The 16,129-nt window shown below is 63.8% G+C and carries 13 protein-coding genes and 1 tRNA gene; 7 read left to right on the top strand and 7 right to left on the bottom strand.

All coding sequences use genetic code 11. The features are described 5' to 3' along the window. Positions 1-73 precede the first annotated feature (73 nt). A complete protein-coding gene (locus VK98_RS12030; RefSeq protein WP_048414250.1) occupies positions 74-748 on the bottom strand; it encodes a pseudouridine synthase in 675 nt (224 codons plus the stop codon). A gap of 197 nt (positions 749-945) precedes the next feature. Here VK98_RS12030 and VK98_RS12025 point away from each other — a divergent pair, with 197 nt between their 5' ends. Beyond that, positions 946-1,653, top strand: a complete 708-nt coding sequence (locus VK98_RS12025) for an alanyl-tRNA editing protein (RefSeq protein WP_048414249.1) — start codon at positions 946-948, stop codon at positions 1,651-1,653. Here VK98_RS12025 and VK98_RS12020 read toward each other — a convergent pair. Further along, positions 1,650-2,561 (bottom strand): LysR family transcriptional regulator, encoded by a 912-nt coding sequence (locus VK98_RS12020; protein WP_048414248.1) that lies wholly within the window; start codon positions 2,559-2,561, stop codon positions 1,650-1,652. The two genes, VK98_RS12025 and VK98_RS12020, sit on opposite strands and share 4 nt — an antisense overlap. 153 nt (positions 2,562-2,714) lie before the next feature. Here VK98_RS12020 and lysA point away from each other — a divergent pair, with 153 nt between their 5' ends. Beyond that, positions 2,715-3,953 (top strand): diaminopimelate decarboxylase, encoded by a 1,239-nt coding sequence (gene lysA / locus VK98_RS12015; protein ID WP_048414247.1) that lies wholly within the window; start codon positions 2,715-2,717, stop codon positions 3,951-3,953. 7 nt (positions 3,954-3,960) lie between these two features. Here the strand turns inward: lysA and VK98_RS12010 are convergent, their stop codons facing one another. Both VK98_RS12010 and VK98_RS12005 read right to left on the bottom strand, forming a co-directional pair. Next, the gene (locus VK98_RS12010; RefSeq protein ID WP_156187841.1) at positions 3,961-4,257 is read right to left on the bottom strand and encodes a hypothetical protein; all 297 of its coding nucleotides are present in this window, start codon (positions 4,255-4,257) and stop codon (positions 3,961-3,963) included. Positions 4,258-4,504: 247 nt separating this feature from the next. Beyond that, on the bottom strand, positions 4,505-4,798 hold the full coding sequence (locus tag VK98_RS12005) for a BON domain-containing protein (protein WP_048414245.1): 294 nt from the start codon (positions 4,796-4,798) through the stop codon (positions 4,505-4,507). 249 nt (positions 4,799-5,047) lie between these two features. Between VK98_RS12005 and VK98_RS12000 the strand changes: the two genes are divergently transcribed. The 5 genes from VK98_RS12000 (at position 5,048) to tyrS (ending at position 12,887) form a co-directional block, all read left to right on the top strand. Continuing rightward, a complete protein-coding gene (locus VK98_RS12000; protein WP_048414244.1) occupies positions 5,048-6,277 on the top strand; it encodes a murein transglycosylase A in 1,230 nt (409 codons plus the stop codon). 469 nt (positions 6,278-6,746) lie between these two features. Beyond that, complete coding sequence (locus VK98_RS11995; protein WP_053077349.1) at positions 6,747-8,213, top strand: amino acid permease; 1,467 nt, start codon at positions 6,747-6,749, stop codon at positions 8,211-8,213. Between the two features lie 38 nt (positions 8,214-8,251). Next, entirely contained in the window at positions 8,252-10,186 is a 1,935-nt protein-coding gene (locus VK98_RS11990; protein ID WP_048414243.1) for a pyridoxal-dependent decarboxylase, read from the top strand. A 125-nt stretch (positions 10,187-10,311) separates the two neighbouring features. Beyond that, complete coding sequence (locus tag VK98_RS11985) at positions 10,312-11,541, top strand: amino acid permease (protein ID WP_048414242.1); 1,230 nt, start codon at positions 10,312-10,314, stop codon at positions 11,539-11,541. A gap of 71 nt (positions 11,542-11,612) precedes the next feature. Continuing rightward, a complete protein-coding gene (gene tyrS, locus VK98_RS11980; RefSeq protein ID WP_048414241.1) occupies positions 11,613-12,887 on the top strand; it encodes a tyrosine--tRNA ligase in 1,275 nt (424 codons plus the stop codon). 116 nt (positions 12,888-13,003) lie between these two features. On the opposite strand, the gene VK98_RS11975 is transcribed toward tyrS, so the two are convergent. From VK98_RS11975 to rpoD, 3 genes are all read right to left on the bottom strand, one after another. After that, positions 13,004-13,705, bottom strand: a complete 702-nt coding sequence (locus VK98_RS11975) for an FCD domain-containing protein (RefSeq protein WP_048414240.1) — start codon at positions 13,703-13,705, stop codon at positions 13,004-13,006. A 273-nt stretch (positions 13,706-13,978) separates the two neighbouring features. Next, positions 13,979-14,057, bottom strand: a tRNA-Ile gene (locus VK98_RS11970). Between the two features lie 109 nt (positions 14,058-14,166). After that, a complete protein-coding gene (rpoD, locus tag VK98_RS11965; RefSeq protein ID WP_048414239.1) occupies positions 14,167-16,098 on the bottom strand; it encodes an RNA polymerase sigma factor RpoD in 1,932 nt (643 codons plus the stop codon). Positions 16,099-16,129: the final 31 nt, after the last annotated feature.

Here is a 16,129-nt window from a genome sequence, read left to right as displayed (position 1 = left end):
GGCGGTGTCGACGCGGCGGAACCCTTGGGATTCCGCGGTCAAGCCGCGCTGGAGGAAAACATGGAACAAGCGCTCAAAACGGCGCCTTGGCGACGAACTCCATTTCCTCGCGCGTGATAGGGTGGCGCAGGGTCAAGCGCTCCGCGTGCAGCAACAAGCGCTCCGCTTTCGCCAGCACCTCCTCCGGCGCGTAGATGTCGTCGCCCAGAATGGGATGGCCCAGATGCAACATATGCATGCGCAGCTGATGGGCGCGGCCGGTCAAGGGCTCCAGCTCCACCCGGCTGGTCTGGCGCAAGCCGTCCCGCAGCACCACCCGGTAATGGGTGATGGCCTGCTTGCCGTGTTCGAAATCCACCTTCTGACGCGGACGGTTGGGCCAGTCTATGATCAGCGGCAGATCCACGGTGCCGCTGTTCTGTTCGACGATGCCGTCCACCACCGCCAGATAGCGTTTGTCCACCTTGCGGTCCATGAAGGCGATCGACAGCTCGCGCTGCATGCTGGCGCCGCGCCCCATCACCACCAGGCCGGACGTCGCCATATCCAGCCTGTGCACGGTCAGCGCGTCCGGATAGGCCCGCTGCGCGCGGCTGATCAGGCAATCCGCCTTGTCCTCGCCGCGTCCCGGCACCGACAGCAAGCCGGAGGGCTTGTTCAGCACCAACAAGGCCTCGTCGGCGTAGATCACGTCTAGGCCGGTGTCCGGCGGCGGATTGTAATGTTCCAGATTATGGCGAATGGTCATGAGGGCACAGGGAAAAGAAAGCGGAAAAAGGCGGCGATTATCTGCGCTAAACGCTGCTGCGACAAGCTGTTGCCATGACTTTTCCCCGGCGCTGTCTCTTGAAATACACAGCCGGCGACAGCATTCTCAAAGTCATCGCCCCCGGCGGCGACAAACGCCGCCGGCCTTCCCAGCATAGCCCGAAAAGGAATCACCGCATGGCAGAGCGCTTTTACATCGATCCCTATCAAACCCGTCTGGAAACCCGCGTGGCGCGGCACGACGACGCCGGCCTGGTGCTGGAGGACACGCTGTGCTACCCGCTGGGCGGCGGCCAGCCCGGCGACACCGCCGCGCTGAGCTGGGACGGCGGCGGCTGTGCAGTCAGCGATACCCGGCGCGATCGCGAAACGCGCGCCATCGTCCACCTGCTGCCCGCCGACGCGCCGCGGCTCGCCGCCGGCACGCCGGTCACCCTGGAACTGGACTGGGAACGCCGCCATCGCCACATGCGCATTCACACCTGTCTGCATTTGTTGTCGGTGGTGATCAAGGCCGGCGTCACCGGCGGCAATCTGAGCGCGGAATCCGGCCGCCTGGATTTCGACCTGCCCGAGGGCATGGAGCTGGACCGCGAACACATCGAAAGCGAGCTGAACCGGCTGGTGGCGGAAGACCGCGCGGTGCGCGTCGAAATGAGCAGCGGCGAGGCGCTGCAGCGGCAGCCGGAGCTGATCAAGACCATGTCGGTGACGCCGCCGCTGCATCTGCCGGAAATCCGGCTGATCCATATCGAGGGCGTCGATCTGCAGCCCTGCGGCGGCACCCATGTGCGCAGCACCGGCGAGATCGGTCCGGTCGTGGTGAAGAAGATTGAAAGCAAGGGCACGCGCAACAAGCGGGTGGTGGTGGCGCTGCGCGACTAAGCTCCGGCCAAGCGCCGGCCGATCGCGGCCAGTTCGGCCTTCAGGCTGTCGACAAAGCGCTCCAGCAACGGCGAGGCCGGTCGGTGCAGCGGCCTCACCAGATTGACCGCGAACGGGATGGAGACGCCGAAGCGCCGCGTCGCCAGCCCATGGTCGGCGTAATCCAGCGCGGTCAGCGGATTGACCACGGCCACGCCTATCCCCTGCCGCACCATCGCGCACACCGAGGCGGCGCTATGCGTCTCCACCACCATGCGCCGCCGAATCCCCCGCTCGGCGAACACTTGGTCCAGCTGTTGCCGATAGCTGTCGGTCGCCGCCAGGCTGATGAAGGCCTCGCCCTCGAAATCCTCGGGCGCCAGCACCGCCTTGCCCAATAGACGGTGCCCTTCCGGCAACACGCACAGTTCGTCCGCCAGCAACAGAGGCTCCACCCTCGTCCCGGCCGGCGCGTGCGCGCTCTCGCTCAAGCCCAGGTCATGGCGCTGCGCCGCCAGCCACTCTTCCAGCAACGGCGATTCCTGCGGCGCGATGTTCAGGCTGATGCCCGGCGCTTGCGACAGAAAATGCCGGCACACCGCCGGCAGCAGCGATTGCGCGAACACCGGCAAGCAGGCGATCGACAATTGCCCTTGCTCGAACTGGCGAATCGCCGCCGCGCTGCTGACGATGCGCTCCAGGCCCTGATAGCTGCGCTGCACCTCCTCGAACAACTGCAAGCCTTGCGCGCTTGGCCGCAGTCGGCCGCGGCTGCGCTCGAACAAGCGCATGCCCAGCAATTGTTCGCAGCGCGCCAGTTCGCGGCTGACCGTGGGCTGCGAAGTGCGCAGCAAGGCGGCCGCCTCGGTGACGCTGCCGGTGGTCATCACCGCGCGAAACACTTCGATATGGCGCAGACTGATTTCCATCCCGTCTTCCCTTCCCGATGGGCGGCGCGCCAGCCGCCTCTGCCTTGGCAATCCATATCATAAATGAAAGAGCTGTCGATAATTTGATATTTTATTTTTGCCGCGACGCGCGCCATGATGCTTCTGTCTGCCACCCCTAGCCATCGCCACGCCATGAAATGCTTTGACGCCCGCCAACTGACCGAACTCGCCCGCCAATACGGCAGCCCGCTCTGGGTTTACCACGCCGACACCATCCGCCAGCGCATCGCCGAGCTGAAGCGCTTCGACGTGATCCGCTACGCGCAAAAAGCCAACTCCAACATCCACATCCTCGGCTTGATGCGGGAACAGGGCGTCAAGGTGGACGCGGTGTCTCTGGGCGAAATCGAACGCGCGCTGGCCGCCGGCTACCAGGCCGACTCCGCCGAACCCTCCGACATCGTCTTCACCGCCGACGTGCTGGACCGCGCCACGCTGGAGCGGGTGGCGGCCGCGGGCATCGCGGTCAACGCCGGCTCCATCGACATGCTGCGCCAGCTGGGCGCGGCTTCTCCCGGCCATCGCGTCTGGCTGCGCGTCAATCCCGGCTTCGGCCACGGCCATAGCCAGAAAACCAATACCGGCGGCGAGAACAGCAAGCACGGCATCTGGCATGAGCAGGTTTCCGACGCGCTGGCGGTGATCCGCCAGTTCGGCCTGCGCCTGGTCGGCCTGCACATGCACATCGGTTCGGGCGTCGATTACGGCCATCTGCAACAGGTTTGCGGCGCCATGGTCAAGCTGGCGACCGAGCTGGGCCACGACATCGAGGCGATCTCCGCCGGCGGCGGCCTGTCCATTCCCTACCGCGACGGCGACGCGCGCATCGACACCGCGCATTACTTCGAGCTATGGGACGAGGCGCGGCGGCGGATCGCCGCGCATCTGGGACATCCGGTGCGGCTGGAAATCGAACCCGGACGCTTCCTGGTGGCGGAGTCCGGCGCCCTGATCTCCGAGGTCAGAGCGGTCAAAACCATGGGCAGCCGGCGTTTCGTGCTGGTGGACGCGGGGTTCAACGATTTGATGCGCCCGGCCATGTACGGCAGCCATCACGACATCACCGTCCTGAGCGCGGACGGCGCGGAAAAATCCGGCGAGCGCGCGCCCTGCGTGGTGGCAGGGCCCTTGTGCGAGTCGGGAGACGTCTTCACTCAACAGGAAGGCGGCGTGGTGGAAAGCCGTCCGCTGCCGGACGCTCAGGTAGGGGATCTGCTGGTGTTTCACGACGCCGGCGCTTACGGCGCCACCATGTCGTCGAACTACAATAGCCGGCCGCTGCTGGCCGAGGCCCTGATCGACGGCGCGTCCAGCCGCCTGATCCGTCGTCGCCAGACCATGGCGGAATTGCTGGAGCTGGAACGCGTCTAGGCCTGGCTCAGCTGAGCTCCAAATCGGCCAGCGTTTGCTGGAAGGCCTGGTAGATGTCCTGATAACTGGCGTAGCCGTCGAACACGCCCACCACCTGGGGCGATTGCAGGCCGCGCGCCAGCAACTGCTGGCCGCGGCGCGAATGCGGGCTCAAGGCGCGCAAGCGCTGACTGCGCTCGTCCCAATACACCAGCTTGGCCTCATCCGCGCCCTCCAGCCGTGAAATCAGTTTGTCCACCTGCTCCGCCGGTTGCAGCATCATGCGGTGGGAAAGCCTCTTGCCGAGTGCGGATGCGTATTCCATGAGTCGTGTCCGGTGCTTCGCAGTGGAGCGGCGAGCGATCCATGCTGCGGATTGGAAAACCTTGCCGGCTCATGCCTTCGGAACGGCCCTCAGCCGGCAACTCCTCGCATTTTTCTCAATTAGGGAATACGCCACAATCGGATTAATCTTAAATTCCTGGCGAAAACGCTTGCGGTGAAAATGACGAAAGGGCGCCGCAGCGCCCTTCCATGTCGCCGGCCCAGCCGACGTGCAAAACCGTTCCCGCCTAGTTTTTCTGCACCATATTGTTGATGACGAACTTCACGCCCGGCACTTTTTCGGCAATCTGTCCCGCTTTGAACATTTGCTGGTCGTCGGTCATGCCGCCCTCAATCGTCACCTCGCTCTTTTTGCTGCTCACCTTCAAGCCCAGCGCCTGCAGTTCGGCGTCGCCGTTCAAGGCCTGCTGCACGCTGGCGGCCAGTTCCTCATCGGTCGGCGGGGTCTGCTCGGCGTACGCCGGCAAGCCGGCGGACAACAAGGTGGTCAACAACAAGGCGCGGATGCAAAAACGTTTCATCAGATTCTCCAGTGATATGACCTGCATGCGCTCAAGCCCAGGCTTCAGCGCGAATGTTTTACCGCATACTAGCGAGGAAACTTTTCAATTTTGTTGCCGGTCCATGACAACGTGCATGAGCGTTCCGCCCGTTGGCGCCGCCGCAACAAGCGCCGCGGCCGTCATCGCCCCGTCATGCGCGTCCCAGCGTAGAATCAGACCGACTCGCAGCGCGTCGCTGCCCTAGCCCCGTTTCAGAGAACCTACCGCATGTTTAGAAAATGGCTGTTATTACTGCTCGTCGTCGGCCTGGCCGCCTGCTCCACCTCCAGTCCGCCCAGCAAGCCGGGCGGCGCGGCGCGGGAAAGCGGCGCGCCGACCTCGCTGCCGGCCTGGAGCCAGCAAGAACTGGGCGACACCCTCGTCGCGTTGAAGCAAAGCTGCAAGGCCATTGCCAGAAAACCCGGCTGGACCGAAGTGTGCCGGCAGGCCGACGGCATCTCCGCCGACAACGCGCAGGCGGTGCGCCAGTTCTTCGAAAACCGTTTCGCCACCTGGAAGGTCAACGACGGCGGCCGCGACAGCGGCCTGATCACCGGTTATTACGAGCCGCTGCTCAGCGGCAGCCGGACGCGCAGCGAACGCACCCCCTGGCCGGTATACGGCATCCCGGCGGACTTCTACAGCGTGGACGTCCCGGCCTCCGCCCGCGGCAAATCCAGCCTGACGGCGCGCCGCAGCGGCCCCAACCGGCTGACGTTGAGCGCGGCCGGCGACATTGAACTCCGTCCCGCCGACTTTCCCGCCGACAACCGCGGCACGCGGCTGAAAGGCAGGCTGGACGGCAAACGCCTGCTGCCTTATTACACCCGCGCCGAAATCAATCAGGGCAAGGGCGTGGCCAACGCGCCCATCCTGGCCTGGGTCGAAGATCCGGTGGAATTGTTCTTCCTGCAGGTGCAAGGCTCGGGCCGCATCCAGCTGGACGATGGCAGCTTCATCCACATCGGCTACGCCGAGCAAAACGGCTACGGCTACCAGTCGATAGGCAAGTGGCTGGTGGACAAGGGCGAGCTGACCATGGGCGACGCGTCGATGCAGGGCATCAAGGATTGGCTGGCGCGCAACCCGCAACGCCGGCAGGAATTATTTGCGGTGAATCCCAGCTATGTGTTCTTCAAAACCCTGCCCGGCGACAACGGCGGGCCGATGGGGGCGCTGGGCGTGCCGCTGACCGGCGGTTACAGCATCGCGGTAGATCCGCGCTACATCCCGCTGGGCGCGCCGGTCTATCTGGTCACCACCTGGCCCCACTCCACCCAGCCGCTGACGCGGCTGGTGCACGCCCAGGACACCGGCAGCGCGATCAAGGGCGCGGTGCGCGCCGACTTCTTCTGGGGCTACGGCACCGAAGCCGGCATGTACGCCGGCAGGATGAAGCAGCAAGGCAATCTGTGGATGCTGCTGCCCAAAGGCATGAACCCGTCCCAGGCCCTGTAAACCTTTAGCCTCTGCGGCGGCGCGCCTGCTCGCGCCGTCACCGCCTTCCCCCCTCTCCCTAACCATCCCCTCGCGCCATGCTCCGCCTCACCGGGCGTGAGCGGCGCCGCGTTGTCCATCGCGTTCGATCCCGTCGGGCCGGACACGTCCTTCCTGTGCCCGCGCCTTCCGTCTTTTATGCCGCCGCCCCCGGCCTCGCACCCGCTCGCGAGAGCATGAACGCCTGCCAAGCACGCCGTCCTCCCTGCTCCGGCCCGCGTCCGCCTTGATGGCGCCGCAGCGGCCAAATGCCCGGAAAGCCTTTTCCGGCAAGGCTTTGCCGCACTCTCTAAATAATTCCATTTGAATTATCGATTATTGAATTTTCCTAATATTGACTTTCATCAAACACCAAACATCACGAAATAAATAAGATTTTCGAAATTTTATATTTTCACGTTTTTATTGTTTTGTTCGATGGAGATGAAAAATGACGACAATAGATAAGGCGCCCCCCAAGATCAGCGTCTTCGCCTTCGTCATGATCACCGCCGCCGTGGTCGTCAGCGTCCGCACGCTGCCGATGACGGCGCAACCGGGGATGATGACGATTTTCCTGACCTTGGCGGCCGCGCTGCTGTTCCTGGTGCCCACCGCGCTGGTATCGGCCGAACTGGCCACCGCCTGGCCGCAGGACGGCGGCCTGTTCATCTGGGTGCGCGAGGCCTTCGGCGAGCGCATGGGCTTCGTCGCCGTCTGGATGCAGTGGATACAGATGGTGTTCGGCATGACCTCCATCATCATGATCATCGCCGCCACCTTCGCCTATGTGTTCGACCCGGCGCTCGCCAGCAACAAGCTCTACATGCTGGCGATGATTCTGGGCATCTGGTGGGCCTGCACCCTGGTCAACATGCGCGGCGTGAAAACCCTGGGTTGGGTGTCCACCATCTGCGTGAGCCTGGGCGTGTTCCTGCCCGGCGTGGTGCTGATCGGCTGCGGCATCGCCTATCTGGCCGGCGGCCACCCGATCATGACCGACGTGTCCTGGAGCTGGAACAACCTGGTGCCCAGCTTTAGCGACAGCGGCACGCTCGGCCTGTTCATCGGCTTCATCTTCGTGGTGATGGGCATGGAAGTGTCCGCCTCCAACGTGTCCTCCATCAAGGACGCGCGCCGCAATTATCCGATCGCCATCATCCTGGTGTCGGTGATCATGGTGTTGCTGTCGGTAATCGGCTCCGCCGCGATCTTCATCGCCATCCCCAAGGAAAAAATCTCGATGACCGCCGGCCTGATGCAGGCCTTCGAGCTCTATTTCAATCAATGGGGCATGGGCTGGCTGGCGCCGGTCATGGGCCTGTGCATCGGCCTGGGCCTGGTGGGGCAGGTGAACTCCTGGGTGCTGGGCCCGGTGCGCGGCCTGCAGGCCACCGCCGACTCCGGCGCCTTGCCCAAATTCCTGCAGACCACCAACCGCCACGGCGTGCCGGTGACTCTGGTGCTGATCCAGGCGGCGGCCATCACCGTCGTCGGCGTGCTGATCACCGTGATGCCGAACGTGGACAACTTCTACTTCATGCTGATGGGCCTGACCGGCCTGGTTTATCTAGTGGCCTATCTGTTCATGTTCTCCGCCGCCATCTACCTGCGCTACAAGCGCCCGGACGTGGAACGCAGCTTCCGCGTTCCCGGCGGCAAGGCGGGCATGTGGATCTGCTCCGGCCTGGGCATCGCCATCTCGCTGCTGGCCGGCTACCTGGGCTTCATCCCGCCTGGCAGCTTCCATGGCTCCGCCCATGACTACCTGCAATTCCAGCTCATCGGCCTCGCCGTCATGCTGGTGATTCCCTTCCTGGTGTACGCCTACGGCCAAAAAGCCAAGCACGCTCGCTCCGCCGGCGTCGCGCCGCGCACCTCTCCCGCCAGCAAAGCTCGTCCCGCCGAAGGCAAATGAGCCGCTTACGCATCCGTCAATCACAAGGTTAACCCATTATGAACACTCCCAATTCCTCCCCGCTGAACGTCGATGCCCTGTTCATCGGCCCCAAATCCGAAAACCGCGTGTTCTTCAAGGAAATGATGGAATACGCCGTGTCCGAACACCTGCACTGGCGCGCGGACTTCCACCCGGAAGACCCGGCGCTGGTCACCCCGGTGGAGCAACACGCCGGCGATTTCCGCCAGACCCTGTACCGCACCGAAGGCATCCTGCGCCAGCTGTCCTCCAAGCTGAAGAACACCTCGGTGCCCTGGTTCTCGCCGCGCTACCTCGGCCACATGAATGCGGACACGCTGATGGTGTCCAATCTGGCCTACGTGATGACCATGATGTACAACCCGAACAACTGCGCGCACGAAGCCTCGCCCACCACCACCGAACTGGAAGTGGAAGCCGGCCTCGACCTGTGCCGGATGTTCGGCTACGACCCCAAGCGCAGCTGGGGCCACATCACCTCCGGCGGCACCGTGGCCAACTACGAAGGGATGTGGGTGGCGCGCAATCTGAAAACCATGCCGCTGGCCATCGCCCAGCATGAAAAAGCCCGCGACCTGGTGGCCGGCAAGAGCGAGAAGGAACTGCTGAACCTGTCGCCCAGCGCGGTGCTGGACCTGACCGACGAATTGAAAAAGCGCGGCCTGTTCGAAGAAGTGCGCGCGATGTCCTGCCGCGGCGTCGGCATCAAGCAAGGTTCGCTGGGCAAGATCCTGGTGCCGCAATCCAAGCACTATTCGTGGATGAAGGCGATGGACGTGCTGGGCATCGGCCAGGAACACATCGTGCCGCTGCCGGTGGACGAGAACTACCGCACCGACGTGGCCAAGATGCGCGAGATCACTTTCCGCCTGATCGAGGAAGGCCACCCCATCCTGGCCATGGTGTCGGTGGTGGGCACCACAGAGGAAGGCTCGATCGACCATGTCGACGAGGTGATCAAGCTGCGCGCCGAATGCGAACGGAAGTACGGCGCCTCCTTCTACGTGCACGTTGACGCGGCCTACGGCGGCTATGTCCGCGCGATGTTCCTCGACGAAGACAACCGCTTCATGGACTACGACGCGCTGCTGGCCCGCTACCGCGCCGAAGACATCATCCCGGCCGGCGTGACCTGGCCCAAGCGCGACGTCTACGAAGGCTTCAAGGCGATGGCGGAAGCGGACTCCATCACCGTGGACCCGCACAAGGTGGGCTACATCCAGTACGCGGCCGGCGCCGTGTGCATGAAGGACAAGCGCATCGTCGACCTGATCTCCTACCACGCGGCCTATGTGTTCGAAGAAGTGGACGAGGCCGAAGGCGCCGACACCAAGGTGGTGCTGGGCTCCTCCATCATGGAAGGCTCCAAGGCCGGCGCCACCGCCGCCGCGGTCTGGGCGGCCCACCGCCTGGTGCCGCTGAACATCGGCGGCTACGGCAAGGTGATCGGCCGCGGCATCGTCACCGCCGACTGGTTCGCCCAGCGCCTGGCCGACGCCAAGCCCTTGACCGTCGGCCGCCGCAAGTTCGAAGTGCGGCCCATCATGCATCCGGACTTCCACATGGTGAACTTCACCTTCAAGGAAATCGGCAACGACAGCCTGGAAGACCACAACCGGCTGAACAAGAAGATGTACGAGATCTGCTCCTACGCTTCCGGCCGCACCTACACCAACGACTTCCTGACCTCCTCCACCTCGCTGTCGGTGGAAGAGTACGGCGACACCCCGTGGCACTACGTGGCCAGCCGCGGCTTCAGCCGCGCCGAATGGGACAAGGTGGAAAGCGTCTACATCCTGCGCGCCGCGGTGATGACCCACTTCCTGCGCAAGGCCGAGGACTTCGACGCCTACTGGGAACAGCTGCGCGAAGTCTTCGCCGCCAAGCTGGCCCAGATCGTGGACATGGAGGACAAGGCCGGCTCCGACGCCGACGCCTTGATCGCTGCCTGAGCCACCTCCGCTCCCGGCCTGGCCGGGAGCGTTTTTTTTCATCACCAGACCCCACACCGACTATGAGTTTGTCCGGTTTTTACGAACGCATCCTTCTCTTCATCAAGGATGGTTGAGGATTCCACATGCAAGTCAATTTCAAGGCCGTCGGGGCCACCTTGCTGATCTCCGGCACCATGCTGGGCGCCGGCATGCTGGCGCTGCCGCTGGTGTCCGCCGGCATGGGCTTCGGCTATGCCTGCCTGACCCTGTTTCTGATCTGGGCGTTGATGACCTACACCGGCCTGATGCTGCTGGAGGTCTGCCTGTCCTTCCCCGAAGGCTACGGCTTCGACGCCATCGCCCGCTCGCTGTTCAAGGCCAAGGGCAGCTATCTGATCAACGCCAGCCTGCTGCTGCTGCTCTACGCGCTCTCCTCCGCCTATATCTCCGGCGGCGGCTCCACCTATCAATCCAGCCTGCACCAATACCTGGGCCTGGCCCTGTCTCCCGGCCAGGTCTCGCTGGCCTTCACCGCGCTGATCGGCGGCATCGTCTTCGCCAGCACCACGGCGGTGGACAAGGTCAACCGGCTGCTGTTCAGCCTGAACATCCTGATCTTTCTCGCGCTCAGCGCGGTGATCCAGCCCTATGTCGACACCGGCAACCTGTCGGAAAGCACGGACTCGGCCAAATACATGCTGGCCGCCATCCCGATGTTTCTGACCGCCTTCGGTTTTCACGGCAGCGTGCCCAGCATGGTCAAATACCTGGGCCGCGACCAACCGCGCACGCTGCGCAACGTCTTCATCGCCGGCAGCCTGATTCCCATGGGCGTCTACCTGCTGTGGGTGTTCAACACCCTGGGCGCGCTGCCGCGCTACGGCAGCCACAGCTTCCAGGCCATCTCCGCCCATAACGGTTCGGTGGGCATGTTCCTGGACGAATTCCACGCGCTGGTGCCCACGCCGCAAGTGCCTTCCCTGCTGTCCGCCTTCTCGTCCATCGCGCTGTTCACCTCCTACCTTTGCGTGTCGCTGGGCCTGTTCGACGCCATGGCCAGCACCCTGAAACGCGGCGACGGCCTGCGGCAGCGGCTGCAGACCGCGCTGATCACCTATCTGCCGCCGCTGGGCTTCGCGCTGTTCTTTCCCGGCGGCTTCGTCGCCGCGCTGGGCGCCGCCGCCATCTTCCTGGTGATTCTCGCCATCCTGTTCCCGGCGCTGGCCCTGATCAAACTGCGCCGCCAGGACAACTACCGTCCCGGCTACCAGGTCAGCGGCGGCGGCACCCTGCACTGGGCGATAGGCGGTTCCGGCCTCGCCATCATCTTGTTCCAGATCCTGGTGATGCAAGGACTGCTGCCCGTGTTCTGACGGCGCCCCCGCGCCGTCGTCCGGACGCGCGGCCAGCACGGCCGCGCGCCGCAATCATGGAGGTAAACGAAATGAAGCAATCGACCCTGATCCGGGATCTGCAGCAACGCGGCCTGATCGCGCAGGCCACCGACGCGGACGCGCTCGACGCGCTGCTGTCCCGGGAAACGGTCACCCTGTACTGCGGCTTCGACCCCACCGCCGACAGCCTGCACCTCGGACACTTGGTGCCGCTGCTGCTGCTCAAGCGCTTCCAGATGGCCGGGCACCGCCCTATCGCCCTGGTCGGCGGCGCCACCGGGATGATAGGCGACCCCAGCTTCAAGGCCAGCGAGCGCAAACTCAACACCGCGGACGTGGTGGCCGGCTGGGTGGACAAGATCCGCCGCCAGGTGGAGCCCTTCCTCCGCTTCGAAGGCGACAACGCCGCGCTGATGGCCAACAACCACGATTGGTTCGCCGACATGAGCGCGCTGGACTTCCTGCGCGACGTCGGCAAGCATTTCTCGGTCAACGCCATGATCAAGAAGGAGTCGGTGCAGCAGCGGATCCACCGCGACGATGTCGGCATCTCCTTCACCGAGTTCGCCTACAGCCTGCTCCAGAGCCACGACTTCGTGGAACTGAACCGCCGCTTCGGCTGCAAGCTGCAGATCGGCGGCTCCGATCAATGGGGCAACATCACCGCCGGCGTCGACCTGGTCAGACGCGTGACCCAGCAACAAGCCTTCGGCCTGACCATGCCCTTGATCACCAATAGCGACGGCACCAAGTTCGGCAAGAGCGAAGGCAACGCGGTCTGGCTGGACCCGAACAAGTGCTCGCCCTACGCCTTCTATCAGTTCTGGCTGGGCGCGGCCGACGCCGACGTCTACCGCTTCCTGCGCTACTTCACCTTTTTGTCCAATGAAGAGATCGAGGCCGTCGAGGCCGAGGACCGCGCCTCCGGCGGCAAGCCGCGGGCGCAGCGCCTGCTGGCCGAGCAGGTGACCGAACTGGTGCACGGCCCGGACGCGCTCGCCGCCGCCCAACGGATCACCCTCAGCCTGTTCGACAACGAGGTGGAGCGGCTCAGCGCCGCGGACTTCGCTCAACTGGCCCAGGACGGCGTGCCGCGGCTGACGCTGCCGCCGCAGTCCACGCCGCTGATCGACGCCTTGGCGGCCAGCGGCCTGGCCGCGTCCAAAAGCGAGGCCCGCGCCCTGCTGCAAAGCGGCGCGGTCAGCGTCAACGGCGTCCGGGCGGACGCGCTGGACGCTCGCCTCGAACAGGACAACCGCCGTCATCAACGCTATACGCTGTTGCGGCGCGGCAAGAAACAGTATTGTCTGCTGATTTGGGAATGAGCGCGCGGAAACGCGCGAAACGGCCCGGACGCTGAAGCGCCGGGCTCGCCCCGCCCTGACGCCTGACGGCGGATGGGCGGGGACGCCGGCCGCGGAGGGGCCCGCGAGCCGGTAAACTAGCGGGGCAGGAAAGCTTCCGTGCTCAGGCCTTCCACCACCTGCATCACGTGGGAATAGTGCTGATCCAGCAAGTGCAGCGTCCGCTCCGCGTCCCTGGCCAGCACCGCCTGCATGATGGCCTGATGCTCGCCTTCGTCGCTGTAGCGCTTGGACGCCGGCAGCACCGGATCGAACCAGATGTGCCGGTAGCGCTCCAGCCGGTTGTACAAGGACTCCATCACCTCCAGGATCACCGGCGAGTGGCTGCCGCTGATGATGGCCAGGTGAAACGCCATGTGGCGGTCCGCCCAGTCCTGCAAATCCACATTGGCGTCGTTCAGGTCTATCCGGCTCAAACGATGGTAGCTGGCCAACACCTCCAGCTCCCAGGCCTCGTCGCCCTGCTCCAGCGAGCGGCGCACCGCCTCTTCCGCCAGCACTCGGCGCACCAGCAGGATGTCGTAAAGCTCATGGCGGGAAATCGGCGCCACCCAAAAGCCGCGCTGCGGCTCCATCAGCACGTATTTGCACCAGCTCAGGCGCAGCAGTGCCTCCCGGATCGGAGAACCGCCGGCGTCGTAGCGCGCCTTGAGTTCGTGCAACAGCAGCTTCTGCGACGGACGGTAGACGCCGAGCAGAATGTCCCGGCGCAACTCCTGGAATACCTTGTCGGCCAATGTGGCGTTGCTGCTTGCCGCCTTTTTTTCCTTCTGGGGCATTCGGTCTTTTCCACACGAGATTGCGCAATGATGCGCGAAACGCTAGATAGTAACTTAAAACGGCGCAGCATATTGATTTTCCCCATCGGCATAGCGGGAAAATAGTTAAAAGCTACGTCGATCCGGCACGGAGATCTGCGGGCGGGGAAGCGTCCAGCGAAAGAGGCGGACAGGGCGTCTCGACCGCGACGCGGCCGGCAAACAAAAAAGCCGACTCAAGCGTCGGCTTCTGATGTGAATCGCCAAGAACCGCCGCATTCCGCGTGGGAGTCTTGGTGGGCCCCCGGGGAGTCGAACCCCGCACCAACGGATTATGAGTCCGCTGCTCTAACCAGGCATGAGCTAGAGGCCCAGAGCTGCGCATTATAACAGCCAAAAAGCAAAACCCCAAGCGTCGAATACCGACGGCTTGGGGTTTTCATCTGGCTCAGGCTTTTAGCCTAGACCGAGGTCGCATCGAATCACTGACCGCCCGGCTCGTTGTCCAGGAAGCTGCGCAGGCGTTCCGAGCGGGTCGGGTGACGCAGCTTGCGCAGGGCCTTGGCTTCGATCTGGCGGATGCGCTCGCGAGTCACGTCGAACTGCTTGCCCACCTCTTCCAGCGTGTGGTCGGTGTTCATGTCGATGCCGAAGCGCATGCGCAGCACCTTGGCTTCGCGCGGCGTCAGCGTGTCCAGCACCTCCTTGGTGGCGTCCTTCAGGCTGGAATACATCGCAGCGTCGGACGGCGCCAGGTTGTTCTGGTCCTCGATGAAGTCGCCAAGATGGGAATCGTCGTCGTCGCCGATCGGGGTTTCCATGGAGATGGGCTCCTTGGAAATCTTCATGATCTTGCGAATCTTCTCTTCCGGCATCTCCATCTTTTCCGCCAGCTCGGCCGGATCCGGCTCGTGGCCGGTTTCCTGCAGGATCTGACGGCTGATGCGGTTCATCTTGTTGATGGTCTCGATCATGTGCACCGGGATGCGGATGGTGCGCGCCTGGTCCGCGATGGAGCGGGTGATCGCCTGGCGAATCCACCAGGTGGCGTAGGTCGAGAACTTGTAGCCGCGGCGGTATTCGAACTTGTCCACCGCCTTCATCAAACCGATATTGCCTTCCTGGATCAGGTCGAGGAACTGCAGACCGCGGTTGGTGTACTTCTTGGCGATGGAGATCACCAGGCGCAGGTTGGCCTCGATCATCTCTTTCTTGGCGCGGCGCGCCTTGGATTCGCCCGCCGACATCTGGCGGTTGATTTCCTTCAGCGCCTTGATCGGCAGCATCGCGCGATCCTGCAGCTCGGACAGCTTGGTCTGCTTCTCGATGATCGCGTATTTGAAGCGGGTCAAGGCTTCCGCCCAGGCCTTGCCGGAATGGATCTCGTCTTCCACCCAGTCAAGATTGGTCTCGTTGCCCGGGAACACCTTGATGAAGTGGGCGCGCTCCATGCGCACGCGGCTGACACAGATATCCTGGATGTCGCGTTCGTAAGTGCGGATTTCGTTGACGCGGCTGCGCAGCGAGTCGCACAGGCTTTCCACCTGACGGGTGGAGAAGCGCACCAGCATGAACTCGGTGGTGATCGCGTCCTGCAGCTCCAGGTATTCCTTGCTCTGCGCGCCCTTGGCCGAGAGCACCTTGACCATCTTGTCGAACAGCATGCGCACGCCGGTGAAGTGCTCCAGCGCTTGCTGCTTCAGCTCTTCCAGGTTGACGCCGGCGGCGTCGGCGGCGTCGCCGTCCTCATCCTCCTCCTCGTCTTCCTCCTCGGCTTCAGCGTCGAGCAGTTCGTCCTCGTCCGCCGGTTCGGCGAACGCGGCCTCGTCCTCGGACGGCGCGTTCAGATCGATGAAGCCGTCGACGACCTCGTCCACGCGCACTTCGTCGCGGCCGACGCGCTCCACCAGCTCCAGCACTTCGGCGATGGTGCCCGGACAAGCCGAAATCGCCTGGATCATGTACTTCAGGCCGTCTTCGATCCGCTTGGCGATTTCGATCTCGCCTTCGCGGGTCAGCAGTTCCACCGAACCCATTTCGCGCATATACATGCGCACCGGGTCCGTGGTGCGGCCAAATTCGGAATCCACCGAGGACAGCGCCGCTTCGGCTTCTTCCACGGCGTCTTCGTCGGCCACCGGCGGGGTGGCGTCGGACATCAGCAGGGTGTCCGCATCCGGCGCCTCGTCGTAAACCTGGATGCCCAGACCGGAAATCATCGTGACGATGTTTTCGATCTGCTCGGCGTCAGACACGTCTTCCGGCAGGTGGTCGTTGATTTCCGCGTAGGTCAGATACCCACGCTCCTTGCCCAAGGCGATCAGCTGGCGCAGGCGTTTACGCTGCTCTTCCAGGCTCATCACTTCGGTTTCGTTTTCCTGCACGTCTTTTTGATTTTCGGGAGAGGCCGCCATTTCGCTTCCTGCTTGAAATAAGCCGAAAAAA

It is taken from the genome of Chromobacterium sp. LK11, from assembly GCF_001043705.1.
Lineage (GTDB): Bacteria > Pseudomonadota > Gammaproteobacteria > Burkholderiales > Chromobacteriaceae > Chromobacterium > Chromobacterium alkanivorans.
Note: the sequence above shows the minus strand (reverse complement) of the source record. Positions and strands in the feature narration are given on the sequence as shown.